Here is a 12,908-nt window from a genome sequence, read left to right as displayed (position 1 = left end):
GGCCCGGGCGGCTCAGGACTCCCCGGCGGCCAGCCGTCCGAGCGCCTCGGCCAGGCCCGGAACGCCCAGCAGCCCGGCCAGTTCGCGCACCAGCCGCCCGGTCGGCCCGCCCGACGCCTCCTCGGCCAGGAACCCGGCCAGCTCCACCGCCAGCGACGGCTCGCGGGCGGCGGTCACGGTGACCGCCGCGACGAACTCCTGCACCAGCTGCAGCTGCAGCTCCTCGCGCGGGACGCTCCGCTCGCCGAGCCAGTCCAGCGAGGAGATCTCGGCGTTGGCGATCCACGCCCGCACCGTCCGGCGCAGCCCCGGGCTCGGATCGGCGATCGCCAGGTGCGACAGGATCTGCTCCTGCGCCGCCCGCCGCACCTCGTCGATCACCGCGTTGGTCCCCGGGCTGGCCGCCACCGACCCGCCGCGCAGCAGCGCCTCGAAGCCCGGACCGTGGCCCTCCACGAAGTCCAGGTAGCGGCCCATCACCCGCAGCAGACGCTCCGACAGCGGACCTTCGGCCGGCTCCTCGAACCGCCCCGCCAGCTCCTGCCCGGCCCGCCGCAGCGACTCCTCGTACAGCGCCTGCTTGCCCGGGAAGTAGTGGTACACCAGCGGCCGCGAGGCGCCGGCCGCCGCCGCGATGTCGTCGATCGACACGTCCTCCGGCGGGTGCTTGCTGAACAGCTCCAGCGCCACCGCGATCAGCTGCTCCCGCCGCTCGTCCACGCTCAGCCTGCGCCGCGGCGCCCGCTCGGCACCGCTGCGCTGATCCTCCGACCGGGTCGCCACCGGGGGCGTACGGGAAGCCATGCGATCACCCTATCCGGCGACACCGCGGGTCGGGTCGTCCAGCGGTCCGGGCCCGGACCCGGGTGGTCCGACCTGCCCGGAGGCTGGCCCGGAGCGGCCCCGGAGTGGTCGAATCGGGGTATGGACGACGGACGCGGCACCCCGGTGGGACGGCGGGTGGTGCTCGGCATGCTCGGCCTCGGCGCCGCCGGGGTGGCCGCCGGGCCCTTCCTCCAGCGCGCGGTGGAGGGGGTCACCAGCCGGGCCCCCGCCGGGCTGGGCGACCTGCTCCCCGGCGGCGGGGGGTTCCGCTACTACTCGGTGGTCGACTCGGTCACCCCCAGGACCGCCGCCGACTACACCCTGACCGTGGACGGCCTGGTGGACCGGAAGGCCACCTACAGCCTGGCCGACCTCCAGGCCATGGAACAGCAGCGGATCGTCCGGGACGTGCAGTGCGTGACCGGCTGGCGGGTGCCCGGGGTCCCGTTCGAGGGCGTCCGGCTCGCCACCCTGCTGGACGCGGCCGGGGTCCGCCCGGAGGCCACCGCCGTCCGCTTCGGCTGCTTCGACGGCGCGTACAGCGAGAGCCTCACCCTCGACCAGGCCCGGCGCGCCGACGTCCTGGTCGCGCTGCGGATGGAGAACGGGCCGATCGGGCACCAGCACGGCGGGCCGGTGCGGCTCTACGTCGCGCCGATGTACTTCTACAAGTCCGCGAAGTGGCTCTCCTCGATCACCCTGACCCCGGCCGTCCAGCCCGGCTACTGGGAGCACTACGGCTACGACGTCGACGCCTGGGTCGGCCGCTCCAACGGACGCGACGATGTCCCGACCGAGTGAGCCCGGCGACGGCCGGGTGCCCCGGTTCGTCCGCGCCGAGCGGTGGGTGCACCGTGGCACCTCCGCCCTGATGCTGGTCTGCCTCGCCACCGCCGCCTGCCTCTACTACCCGCCGCTGTCCCAGCTGGTCGGCCGCCGCCGGCCGATCGCCGTGGTGCACGAGTGGTGCGGACTGGCCCTGCCGGTGCCGCTGCTGCTCGGCCTGGCCTCCCGCGCGCTCCGCGCCGACCTCGGCCGGCTCAACCGCTTCACCGCCCACGACCGCGCCTGGCTGCACGCCGTGCTGCGCCGCTCCCCGCGGCGTCCGGCCGGCAAGTTCAACGCCGGCCAGAAGCTGTACGCGGCGTGGATCGCCGGGGCCGTGCCGGTGATGGCCGGCACCGGGCTGCTGATGTGGTTCACCCACCTCAGCCCGCTGGTCTGGCGGACCGGCGCGACCTTCGTGCACGACTGGCTGGCGGTGGCGATCGCGGTGGTCCTGGCCGGGCACGTGTACCTGGCCGCCCGGGACCCGGAGGCGCGGCGCGGGATGCGCACCGGCCGTGTGGACGGGCTCTGGGCGGTCCGCGAGCACCCCGACTGGGACCCGCACCGGGACGCGTCCGGGGACGCTTCCCGGGAGGTGGGCGGCAGCCGGCGGGAGGGCGGTCAGGAGGAGCGGGACTCCAGGTAGCGGCGGTACGCCTCGCGGCCGTCCGGGACGAACTCCCACTCGCCGAGCCGCTGCGCCAGCTCCTCCTCGGTCAGCCAGTCGTGCCAGCCGACCTCCTCGACCTGCGGGGAGACCGGGCCGTCCCAGACCGCCTCGTACATGTCGCAGAACCAGGTCAGCCGGTCGCCGTCGCTGTACAGGAACTTGAACAGCGGCTCCGGCTCGATGCCGGTCACCCCCAGCTCCTCCTCCGCCTCCCGGACCGCCGCGGCGGCATAGGACTCGCCGGCGGCGACCACCCCGCCGACGAAGCAGTCGTACGCGCCGGGGGCGAACAGCTTGGTGTCGGCGCGCCGGTGGGTGAAGATCCGGCCCTGCGGGTCGCGGACCAGGATGAACACGCAGCGGTGGATCAGGCCGTCCCGGTACACCTCGGGGCGTGTGGCCGTCCCGATCTCGCGGTCCTGGTCGTCGACCACGATCAGCAGCTCTTCGGCGGGGTTCGTCATGATCGGCATTCTGCATCGGGCGGGGGCGCGGGCGCAGGCGTTTCCGGACCGGTGGCGGGGCTGGTGGTGGTGGCGGGGCGGGGCCAGTGGCGGGGCGGGGCTGCGGCCGGTGGCGGGGTGGAGGTGCCCGGGTCGGCGGCAGGGTGATCGTCCGATTATGGTTCGAGTGGGTCCGGGGATCGGGGGCCCGGGAGCCTCGGATGCGGAGAAGGCGGCAGGCGTGACGGTGGAGATCTGGGGCGAGACGGCCGACGGCTTCGAGCCCGTGCGGGAGGCGTTCGCCCGGAACTTCCGGGAGCACGGCGAGCTCGGCGCGGCCTTCACCCTCTACTCCGACGGCCGCAAGGTGGTCGACCTGTGGGGCGGCGACGCCCGGCCCGAGGTGGGCGGCCGGCCCGCCCCCGCCGTCCACTGGACCGCCGACACCGCCCAGGTGCTGCGCTCGGTCACCAAGGGCCTCACCGCCGCCGCCGCGCTGCACCTGGTCAAGGAGGGCCTGCTCGACCTGGACGCGCCGGTGTCCGCGTACTGGCCCGAGTTCAAGGCCGCCGGCAAGGAGCGGATCCCGGTCCGCTGGATCCTCTCCCACCAGGCAGGGCTGCCGGTGCTGGACGTCCCGCTGCGGATCGAGGACCTGATCGCCTGGGAGCCCGCGGTCGCCGCCGTCGCCGCCCAGACCCCCGCCTGGGAACCCGGCACCGCGCACGGCTACCACCCGTACACCTTCGGCTGGCTGGTCGGTGAGGTGGTCCGGCGGGCCGGCGGGCGCAGCGTCGGCCGGTACTTCGCGGAGGAGATCGCCCGTCCGCTCGGGCTCGACCTGTGGATCGGCCTGCCCGCCGACGCGGCCGCCCGGGTCGGCCGGCTGGTCGACCTGCCCGCGCCGGAGGCCGCCCGGGTCGGGCCGAACGGCATGCGGATCCGCCCCAAGCAGTCCGTGGTCGACGCCTACCGCGACCCGTCCTCGCTCACCGCCCGCGCGTTCGCGGCGGTCCGGCCGAACGTGGACCTCAACGATCCGGCGATCCAGGCCGCGGAGGTTCCGGGAGCGGGCGGGATCGGTACGGCGCGATCGGTGGCCCGGTTCTTCGCGGCGCTGATCGGGGCGGCGGACCGGCACGGGGGCGCACCGGGGGAGCGGCTGCCGGCGCTGCTGCCGCCGGAGCTGCTGGCCGAGGCGATGGGACCGTCGGTGAACGGGCCGGACCGGGTCCTGATCGTCAACACCGCCTTCGGCCAGGGGTTCTTCCGGCACGGCGGGACCTCGCCGATGGCCTCCCCGGCGAGCTTCGGGCACCCGGGTCGCGGCGGCTCCCTCGGCTTCGCCGACCCGGAACTCGGTATCGGGTTCGGGTACGTCACCAATGGAATGCAGCCCGGGGTGACGGGGGACATCCGGTCGCGGACGCTGATCCGGGCGGTGCTGGGGTGTCTGGCTCGCTAGACGGGGGCACGGGCCAACCGGTGCGCCCCTGGTGTGGTGAACCGGTTGCCCCGCGGTACCCGGTTGCCTAGGCCTGGCCGGTTTCGATGCGGCTGACGCGGGTGCCGTCGACGGTGAAGCGCCAGGCGGTCCGCATCTCGCCCCAGGTGTCGTTGCGGTAGTTGGCCACCAGCGCCCGTCCGGCGGCCTTCTCGGTCTGGACGTCGATGTGGCCGTGCGAGGTGAAGATCTCCCGGTCCACCCACTGGGCGAGGTCCCGTTCGGACCCGTCGTCGGACATCGTGGCGTTCTCGGTGAGCGCGGCGAAGAACGCGTCGCGGTTCCCGGCGTTCAGGGCCGAGAGCAGGCTGCGGACGGCCGGGTCCGACAGCTTGTCCACGGGGATGGTCATGGTGCGACTCCTATCCGACGGCGGATTGCCGTGTCTCCTTCCCGAGACCACCACGCCCCCACCCCGCCCGCCAGCGGCCTTGCGCCGGACGGACGGGGCGGGGGCGGACGGGACGGAACGGGAGGGACGGGCCCGGCCTCAGTCCTCCATCAGGCGGGAGCGGGTGAGGAACCGCAGGCCGTGCGGGGCTTCCAGGGAGAACCCGCTGCCGCGCCCGGGGACCACGTCGATGGTCAGGTGGGTGTGGGCCCAGTACGCGTACTGGGCGCGCGCCATCCAGACGGGGATGGGCGCGAGCCCGGCCACGGCGAGTTCGCCGAGCAGGTGGTCCGCGTCGGAGACGGCGAACTCCCCGAGCGGGTAGCACATCGGGGCGGAGCCGTCGCAGCAGCCGCCGGACTGGTGGAACATCAGCGGCCCGTGCTCGGCGGTGAGCCGCCGCAGCAGGTCGGCAGCCGCCGGGGTCAGGGCGACCTGGGAGCGTGCCGGGCCGGCCATCCTAGAAGAACCCCAGGGCCTGCGGGGAGTAGCTGACCAGCAGGTTCTTGGTCTGCTGGTAGTGCTCCAGGAGCATCTTGTGGGTCTCCCGGCCGATGCCCGAGTTCTTGTAGCCGCCGAACGCGGCGTGGGCGGGGTAGGCGTGGTAGCAGTTGGTCCACACCCGGCCGGCCTGGATGGCGCGGCCGGCCCGGTAGGCGGTGGACCCGTCCCGGCTCCAGACGCCCGCGCCGAGGCCGTAGAGGGTGTCGTTGGCGATCTCCACGGCGTCCTCGAAGCCGTCGAAGCGGGTGACCGCGACCACCGGGCCGAAGATCTCCTCCTGGAAGATCCGCATCCGGTTGTCGCCCTCGAAGACGGTCGGCGCGATGTAGTAGCCGCCGGCCAACTCGCCCTCCAGCTCGACCCGTTCGCCGCCGATGAGGACCTTGGCGCCCTCCGCCTGGCCGATGTCGATGTAGGAGAGGATCTTCTCCAGCTGGTCGTTGGAGGCCTGGGCGCCGACCGTGGTCGCGGTGTCCAGCGGGTTGCCCTGGCGGATGGCGCGGACCCGCTCCAGGCCGTCGCCGAGGAAGCGGTCGTAGATCGAGGAGTCGATCAGCGCCCGGCTGGGGCAGGTGCACACCTCGCCCTGGTTGAGGGCGAACATGGCGAAGCCCTCCAGCGCCTTGTCGTAGAAGGCGTCCCGCTCGGCGGCCACGTCGGCGAAGAAGATGTTGGGGCTCTTGCCGCCGAGTTCCAGCGAGACCGGGATGAGGTTGGCGCTGGCGTACTGCATGATGAGCCGGCCGGTGGTGGTCTCGCCGGTGAAGGCGATCTTGCGGATCCGGGGGCTGGAGGCGAGCGGCTTGCCGGCCTCGACGCCGAAGCCGTTGACCACGTTGACCACGCCCGGCGGGATCAGGTCGGCGGTCAGCTCCATCAGCAGCATGATCGAGGCGGGGGTCTGCTCGGCGGGCTTGAGGACCACGGTGTTGCCGGCGGCCAGGGCCGGGGCCAGCTTCCAGACCGCCATCAGCAGCGGGAAGTTCCACGGGATGATCTGGCCGACCACGCCGAGCGGCTCGTGGAAGTGGTACGCGACGGTGTCCTCGTCGATCTGGGAGAGGCCGCCCTCCTGGGCGCGCAGGGCGCCGGCGAAGTACCGCAGGTGGTCGACGGCGAGCGGCAGGTCGGCGGCCAGGGTCTCGCGGACCGGCTTGCCGTTCTCCCAGCTCTCGGCGACGGCGAGGGCCTCCAGGTGCTCCTCCATCCGGTCGGCCAGCCGCAGCAGGACGCGGGCCCGGTCGGCCGGGGCGGTCCTGGCCCAGCCGGGGGCGGCCGCGTGGGCCGCGTCCAGGGCGGCCTCGACGTCCTCGGCGGTGCCGCGGGCGACCTCGCAGAAGACCTGGCCGGTGACGGGGGAGGGGTTCTCGAAGTAGCGGCCGCGGACCGGTGGGGTCCAGGCGCCGCCGATCCAGTGCTCGTACCGGGAACGGTAGGTGACGACGGATCCGGGGCGGCCGGGGGGCTGGTAGACCGTCATGGCTTTCTCCTCGCGACGTCGTACGCCGCCCGGACGGGCCGGGGCGGGCGTGCCGGACCGCCGGAGCGGGCCGGGGCGGAAGGGAACGGAGGGGTGCGCACGGGGGCGGCTGTGGCCCCCGGACCGGCACCCTAACCCTCCGTCGCGCCCGCCGCTACGGTGCGTACCGGACCCGTGACGGAACGGTTCAGCGTCAGCGCAGTTGGTCCCACCACCAGGAGATGGCGGACATCGGCGGCGCGGAGAGCCGTCCGTCGGAGGGGCGCTCGGCGCGGACGGCCGGCGGGCGGGCGTGGCCCGCGCTCCCCGGGCCCCCGGTGCTTCCCGCCGGCGCCCCGCCCTCGGCGCCCCCGATGGGGGCTGCGAGGGTCTCGGCCGGGTCCGCGGTGTACCGGTGCGAGGTGCTGCCCCACTCCAAGTTGCCGCTCACCAGGTTGTGCAACTGGCGGATGTGGCGCCGCAGTTCGTGGCTGGCGTGCTTCTCGGTGCGCTCCGAGAGCTTGAGGAACAGGCACATGGTGCGGTCGTGCAGGGCGGCGGCGTCGAGCAGGGCCTGCCGCTGGGAGGTGCCGTGGTGGCGCTGGAGCACGTCGACGATGTTGCTCTCCAGCGCGCCCTGGCTGGACTCGCGCCGGTAGGAGTAGACGTCGGCGGCGCAGAGCACCAGGAACTTGGCGGCCTGGGTGAGGGCGCGGACCCGGGGCGTGTCCAGCTCGCTCTGCGGGACGGCGGTGCGCTCCGCCACCTCGATGATGTTGATGCAGGAGCGGGTGCCGCGGTCCAGCGGCCCGACGGTGAGGTAGTCGTCCAGCGACATGGTGCGGGCGTCGGCGCGGTGGGCGACCACGCAGGCGGCGCCCATGAAGGACTCCAACTGGCTGTCGGCCCAGCGCTTGACGGCCTCGGCGGGGGCCCAGAGCCGGGCCCGCTGGAAGACGTCGCGGACGCTGGCGAGGTAGAGGTCCGGGTCGTCGCGGAGCGCCTCGGGGGAGTTGATGACCATCAGCAGCCGGGTGACGGTGGTGAGCATCCGGGCGGGGTCGCGGCTGAGCCGGCCGGCGTCCCACTCGTCGTCCAGGGTGAGCATGCTGCACAGCCACTGGGAGACCAGCTCCAGGCCGACGGTGCCCTCGGCGTCCCGGGCGATCCGGCAGACGAACTCGTGGGCGGCCATGCCGGTGATGCGTCGACGGCGCTCGGGGTCTTCGCAGAAGCCCATCGCCTGGAGCCATGCCTCCGTGCGCCGTCCGACCGCCTCGTGTGCGGGGTGTAGATCCGATGGAATCGGGCAGTACAGGGGAGGAACGGCGATCGGGAGCCCCCCGTCGGGCCGCCGGTCGCCAGTGCGTCTCCAGAACGTCAGTCGCTGCTGGGTCACGTTCGTGCCTCCTGGGTCGTCGAACGCCGGGACGCCTCACCTGCTCGACGGGCGGCTCCCCGGGGTGGACGGAGCCCCGGATCCCGGCGCGGCGGGAGGGTGGGACGGCCAGGCGCGCGCCGAAGGGCGGCACCGGCGATGCCGCGGTCGGTGGAGGGGCCGTGGGGGGTGGCGTCGTACATCGGACTCCGGGTCGTGCTCGGTACCGTGCTGGGGCTTGCGCGGGTTCCGGTGACAGCCTCGCACGCGGAGATCAACAGCACTCCCGCGGCGCGAAGAGTATCTGATCACATCATCAGATGACAGGGGCACCAAGGCATTTGCCCATGGCACCCGGGCCTAACCCTGCATCCCCGTCCCGGCCTGCGCGAATGCCCCGCGCAGGTGCGTATGCGGCGCTAATGTCGGCACTGGGGGGCAGGAACGCTAGCCGGAGGGACGGCCGTGGCCGCAGAACAGAGCAAGCCGAGTGACCGGGCGTACAAGGGTGGGGACGCCGAAGTCCGTTTGCACGAGCGCGATTCGGAGCTGCGCTCGGCCGAGCAGGCGGTCACCAGGCTGTGCCGGGAGTTCGAGGCGGGCGGCACCGAGATCGGCGAACTGATCATCTACTCCGGGCCGCCCGGCATGGGCAAGACCTCCGTCCTCGACCAGGTCCGCCGGATCGCCGGTCTCCGCAAGTCCAGCACCGTGCTCTTCGCCCGCGGCGGCGAACGGCAGCGCAACGAATCCTTCCGCGTGCTGCGGCAGTTGCTGCTCCCGGTGCTCGGCCGGCTCACCGAGGACGAGCGCCGCGAGGTGTTCGGCAACTGGTACAACATCGTCGGCCCGGCCGTCGGACTGATGCCGCCCTCCGACGAGGTGGAACGCATCGACCCGCAGGGCATCCGCGACGGCCTCGACTACGTGCTCACCCAACTCGCGCCCCGCCGAGCACCGTTGGTCATGGTCATCGACGACCTGCACTGGGCCGACCTGGAGTCGCTGACCTGGCTGGCCTCCTTCGCCACCCGCTCCCGCGAACTGCCGGTGCTGCTGGTCCTCGCCTACCGCCCCGAGTTCCAGCCCGAGGCCGTCTACCTGATCCAGCAGATCGAGGCGATGGCGGCCCGCCGGCACGAACTCCACCCGCTCAACCCCTCCTCGGTCACCGAGCTGGTGCACGGCGTCCTCGGCGCCGGCGCCGACGACGCGTTCTGCCGCCAGGTCTGGGCGGTCACCGCGGGCACCCCGTACGACACCGTCGCGCTGCTGCGCGAGGTGTAGGAGCAGGGCATCGCGGCGGTGGAGGAGAACGCGCCCCGACTGCGCGACATCGCGGCCGCCGCCCGCGGCGAGAACCTGCAGTACTGGCTGGACAAGCTGGGACCGGTCACCGTCCGGTTCGCCTGGGCGGCCGCGCTGCTGGGCACCGACATCAAGCAGAGCCTGGCGGCCAGCATCTCCGCCCAGGGCCCGGACCAGGCCGACGACTCGGTCCGTCAGCTGGTCAAGGCCCGGGTGCTGACCAGCATGCCGGACGGCAAGCTGGAGTTCGTCCACCCGCTGATCGCCACCTCGATCTACCAGGCCATGCCCGCCAGCACCCGCACCGCCATGCACGGCATCGCCGCCTCGGTGATCGAGAACGCGGGCGGCTCCCTGCTCGCCGCCGCCCGCCACCTGCTGGAGACCCACCCGGACGGCGACGACGTCATCGTCAAGAAGCTCCGCCAGGCCGCCGACGAGCACCTGGCGATCGGCGCGCCCGAGGCCGCCCAGCGTTGCCTGCGCCGCGCCCTCGACGAGCCGCCGAACGAGGACGACCGCGCCACGGTGCTGTACGAACTCGGCTGCTCCGCGCTGCTCACCGACCCGGTCGCCACCGCCAGGCAGCTCAAGCGCGCCCTCGCCGAGGAGCACGGCCTCAGCCCCGAGCTGCGGGTGGACGCGGTCTTCCGGCTCTCCGAGGTGCTGGCGCACGCCGGCGACCTCAACGCCGCGGCCGAGCTCTGCCGGGTGGAGTCCGCCCGCGCCCCGGAGGGCCCCGGCCGGCTGCGGCTGGAGGTCGCCCACCTGATGTACCTGGCCCTCGGCCGCGAGGAGGTCGACCGCCCGAGCCGCTCGGCCCGCCTGGAACAGCTCTCGCTCGCCCTCCCCGAGGGGACCGGCGCCAGCCAGGCCGTGCACGCCATGCGCGGCTGGGACCTGATGCTCCGCGGCCTGCCCGCCACCGAGGCGCTGCGCGAGGCCGACCACGCGCTGGAGGACGGCCGGCTGCCCGGCGCCCTGGAGTGGACCAACACCACCTGGAACTTCGAACTCCCCGCGCTGATCGGCCTGACCTTCGCCTACACCGACGAACTGGCCCGCGCCGAGCGGCTGTTCTCGGACGCCATCCTGGGCTTCGAGATCGCCGGCTGGTCCGGCGCACACCGCGGCTTCGCCTACTTCCTGATGGGCCTGGCCCGGTTCCGCCGCGGCTTCCTGCCCGAGGCCGAGGACTTCCTGCGGCGCGGCCTGCGGATCTCCAAGCGGATCGCCCCGGACATCCCGCTCCAGTGGAACATCGTCGGCGTGCTGGCCGACACCCTGATGGCCCGCGGCAAGATCGAGGAGGCCTGGGAGCTCACCCGGGAGTTCGCCTTCGCCCCGCCGTACCACCCGACCGCGATGCTGATCCCGGACACCGCCACCATCTACGGCAAGCTGCTGCTGGCCCGCGGCGACCGGCAGGGCGCGATCACCCAGCTCACCGAGGCCGGGGCGCGGCTGGACGACCGCGGCTGGCACAACACCGTCTGGGCGCCGTGGACCGGCTACCTGGCCCAGGCCCTCGCGCCGAGCGACCCGGAGGGCGCCCGGGTCTACGCCGACCTCGGCGTGCAGCGGGCCACCCGGTTCGGCTCCCCGTCCGCGCTCGGCACCGCGCTGAGGCTCAAGGCGGCGGTCTCCGACGGCCCGCAGGCGGTGGCCCTGCTGGAGGACGCGGTGGGCTGGCTCGGCCAGTCCCCGGCCAGCCACGAGCACGCACACGCCCTGGTCGACCTGGGCTCCGCGCTGCGCCGCGGCGGCCGGATCGGCGAGGCCGGCGAGTACCTGTACCAGGGCATGGAGCTGGCCCAGGACTGCGGCGCGGACGGCCTGATCGCCCGGGCCCGGCGCGAGCTGGCGGTCTCCGGCCTGCGGCCCAACCGGCTGCGCACGCTCAGCAAGGACGCGCTCAGCCAGCCCGAGTGGGACGTCGCGGAGCTGGCCGTGCTGGGCATCCCGCCGCAGCGGATCGCCGAGCGGCTGAACCTGCCGCTGGCCCTGGTGCACCGCCGGCTGGCCGCCGTCCACCGCAAGGCCGGCACCGGCCCGGACGGCCTGGCCGAGGCGCTCGGGTTGCCGGAGGCGGACCCGGGGCAGGCTGACTGACGCCGTCGGCACCACCCGCCCGTCAGGGGCGCGCGGCCCGGCACCCGCCGCCGCGCGCCCCCGCCCCGCTAGGCTGGCCCCGAAGGCGACATGATCGCCCAGATTCGAACAAATAGCGAAGCGAGGCGGCCGCGGTCCGCGGCTCGGCCGCCGGTGAGGAGCGGGCCATGACGTCGTCGGCACAGGCCACCGAAGTGCGGCGGGAGCCCTTCGAGCCGAGCGGGGCGGGCGTGGGCATCGAGCGCTGGACGCTGCGCAACGGTCCGCTGGAGGCGACCGTGCTCACCCTCGGCGCCACCCTGCACACCCTGACCGCCCCCGACCGGGACGGCCACCGGGCGCAGCTCCTGCTCTCCACCGACGACCTGAACGCCATGCTCGGCCCGGCCAAGTCCTTCGGCGTCACCGTCGGCCGGTACGCCAACCGGATCGCCGACAGCCGGATCACCGTGGACGGCGAGGACCACCGGCTGGCCCCGACCGGGGGCGGGGTCACCCTGCACGGCGGCCCCGACGGCTTCTCGCACCGGGTCTGGACGGCCGAGGAGGTCCCCGGCGGGGTCCGGCTCGGCCTGCACAGCCCCGACGGCGACCAGGGCTTCCCCGGCGGGCTGGACGTCACGGTCACCTTCACGCTCTCCGCGGAGGCCGTCACCATCGACTACCACGCGGTGACCAGCCGGCCCACCGTGGTCAACCTCACCAACCACGCGTACTTCAACCTGGCCGGCGAGGGCAGCGGCGACGTCCTCGGCCACCTGCTCACCCTGGACGCCGACGGCTACACCCCGGTGGACGACCGGCAGATCCCGCTCGGCCCGATCGCGCCGGTGGCCGGCACCGTCTTCGACTTCACCACCGCCACCCCGCTCGGCAAGGGCCTGCACGACGAGGCCCTGCAGGCCACCGGCGGTTACGACCACAACTGGGTGCTGCGCGAGCGGCCCGCCGACGGCCCGCCGGTCCGCGCCGCCCTGCTGGAGGACCCGGCCAGCGGGCGCGTCCTGGAGGTGCTCACCACCGAGCCGGGAATCCAGGTCTACACGGCGAACGGCCTCCAGGGGACCGTCACCGGCGCGAGCGGGGTGCCGTACGGCCGGTACGCCGGGGTCGCGCTGGAGACCCAGCACCACCCGGACTCGCCGCACCAGCCGTCCTACCCGAGCACCGCGCTGCGGCCGGGCGAGGAGTTCCGCTCCACCACCGTGTACCGCCTCTCGCTCGCCTGACCTGCGGGGTTCGCCCCCGATCCACCCCGTGAAGCCGCCGTCGACCCGCCCGGGTCGGCGGCGGCTTCCGGTCGCTCTGCGTCAGGTCCGGCAACATCCGGCAACCCTCAGGACACGTGGATGTAACGATCCCCGTCATCTTGCAGAAAGTTGCTGCAAGGGCTTTCAGCTCGGCTGGCGCCGCTGTTACGTTCCTTCCCAGCCCGACGGCCGCAACGGCGCAGTCGGCACGGGACAGCCATTATGCGCCGTCCTCC

At 73.8% G+C, this 12,908-nt stretch carries 12 protein-coding genes; 6 read left to right on the top strand and 6 right to left on the bottom strand.

Features of this window, described 5'->3' with window-relative positions; all coding sequences use genetic code 11:
- Positions 1 to 12: 12 nt before the first annotated feature.
- Entirely contained in the window at positions 13 to 804 is a 792-nt protein-coding gene (locus tag ABWK59_RS08085; protein WP_354639138.1) for a TetR/AcrR family transcriptional regulator, read from the bottom strand.
- Positions 805 to 924: 120 nt separating this feature from the next.
- Between ABWK59_RS08085 and ABWK59_RS08080 the strand changes: the two genes are divergently transcribed.
- Positions 925 to 1,626, top strand: coding sequence for a molybdopterin-dependent oxidoreductase (locus tag ABWK59_RS08080; protein WP_354639137.1), 702 nt, complete (start codon positions 925 to 927; stop codon positions 1,624 to 1,626).
- The gene (locus ABWK59_RS08075; protein ID WP_354639135.1) at positions 1,610 to 2,299 is read left to right on the top strand and encodes a cytochrome b/b6 domain-containing protein; all 690 of its coding nucleotides are present in this window, start codon (positions 1,610 to 1,612) and stop codon (positions 2,297 to 2,299) included. The genes ABWK59_RS08080 and ABWK59_RS08075 overlap by 17 nt, the downstream gene beginning before the upstream one ends.
- Here ABWK59_RS08075 and ABWK59_RS08070 read toward each other — a convergent pair.
- Positions 2,275 to 2,787: an NUDIX hydrolase gene (locus tag ABWK59_RS08070; protein ID WP_354639134.1), complete on the bottom strand. Its 513-nt coding sequence runs from the start codon at positions 2,785 to 2,787 to the stop codon at positions 2,275 to 2,277. The two genes, ABWK59_RS08075 and ABWK59_RS08070, sit on opposite strands and share 25 nt — an antisense overlap.
- Positions 2,788 to 3,007: 220 nt before the next feature.
- Here ABWK59_RS08070 and ABWK59_RS08065 point away from each other — a divergent pair, with 220 nt between their 5' ends.
- Positions 3,008 to 4,231 carry a serine hydrolase domain-containing protein gene (locus ABWK59_RS08065; protein ID WP_354639132.1) on the top strand — a complete coding sequence of 408 codons (1,224 nt, stop codon included), beginning with the start codon at positions 3,008 to 3,010 and terminating at the stop codon, positions 4,229 to 4,231.
- Between the two features lie 67 nt (positions 4,232 to 4,298).
- Here the strand turns inward: ABWK59_RS08065 and ABWK59_RS08060 are convergent, their stop codons facing one another.
- The 4 genes from ABWK59_RS08060 to ABWK59_RS08045 all read right to left on the bottom strand — a co-directional run bounded on the left by ABWK59_RS08060 (position 4,299) and on the right by ABWK59_RS08045 (position 7,864).
- A complete protein-coding gene (locus ABWK59_RS08060; protein ID WP_354639131.1) occupies positions 4,299 to 4,622 on the bottom strand; it encodes a nuclear transport factor 2 family protein in 324 nt (107 codons plus the stop codon).
- A 138-nt stretch (positions 4,623 to 4,760) separates the two neighbouring features.
- Positions 4,761 to 5,120, bottom strand: a complete 360-nt coding sequence (locus ABWK59_RS08055) for a DUF779 domain-containing protein (protein ID WP_354639129.1) — start codon at positions 5,118 to 5,120, stop codon at positions 4,761 to 4,763.
- A gap of 1 nt (position 5,121) precedes the next feature.
- Positions 5,122 to 6,645 carry an aldehyde dehydrogenase family protein gene (locus ABWK59_RS08050; RefSeq protein ID WP_354639127.1) on the bottom strand — a complete coding sequence of 508 codons (1,524 nt, stop codon included), beginning with the start codon at positions 6,643 to 6,645 and terminating at the stop codon, positions 5,122 to 5,124.
- A gap of 193 nt (positions 6,646 to 6,838) precedes the next feature.
- Positions 6,839 to 7,864 carry a terpene synthase family protein gene (locus tag ABWK59_RS08045; protein ID WP_354639125.1) on the bottom strand — a complete coding sequence of 342 codons (1,026 nt, stop codon included), beginning with the start codon at positions 7,862 to 7,864 and terminating at the stop codon, positions 6,839 to 6,841.
- 603 nt (positions 7,865 to 8,467) lie between these two features.
- On the opposite strand from ABWK59_RS08045, the gene ABWK59_RS08040 reads away from it, so the two are divergent.
- The 3 genes from ABWK59_RS08040 to ABWK59_RS08030 all read left to right on the top strand — a co-directional run bounded on the left by ABWK59_RS08040 (position 8,468) and on the right by ABWK59_RS08030 (position 12,651).
- Positions 8,468 to 9,289 carry an ATP-binding protein gene (locus ABWK59_RS08040; protein ID WP_354639123.1) on the top strand — a complete coding sequence of 274 codons (822 nt, stop codon included), beginning with the start codon at positions 8,468 to 8,470 and terminating at the stop codon, positions 9,287 to 9,289.
- A gap of 18 nt (positions 9,290 to 9,307) precedes the next feature.
- Positions 9,308 to 11,422 (top strand): ATP-binding protein, encoded by a 2,115-nt coding sequence (locus ABWK59_RS08035; protein WP_354639121.1) that lies wholly within the window; start codon positions 9,308 to 9,310, stop codon positions 11,420 to 11,422.
- A 167-nt stretch (positions 11,423 to 11,589) separates the two neighbouring features.
- Positions 11,590 to 12,651 carry an aldose epimerase family protein gene (locus tag ABWK59_RS08030; protein ID WP_354639119.1) on the top strand — a complete coding sequence of 354 codons (1,062 nt, stop codon included), beginning with the start codon at positions 11,590 to 11,592 and terminating at the stop codon, positions 12,649 to 12,651.
- Positions 12,652 to 12,908 lie beyond the last annotated feature (257 nt).

Source organism: Kitasatospora sp. HUAS MG31 (assembly GCF_040571325.1).
Lineage (GTDB): Bacteria > Actinomycetota > Actinomycetes > Streptomycetales > Streptomycetaceae > Kitasatospora > Kitasatospora camelliae.
The sequence above is the reverse complement of the archived record's forward strand: the minus strand, read 5'-3'. Positions and strand labels throughout refer to the sequence as shown.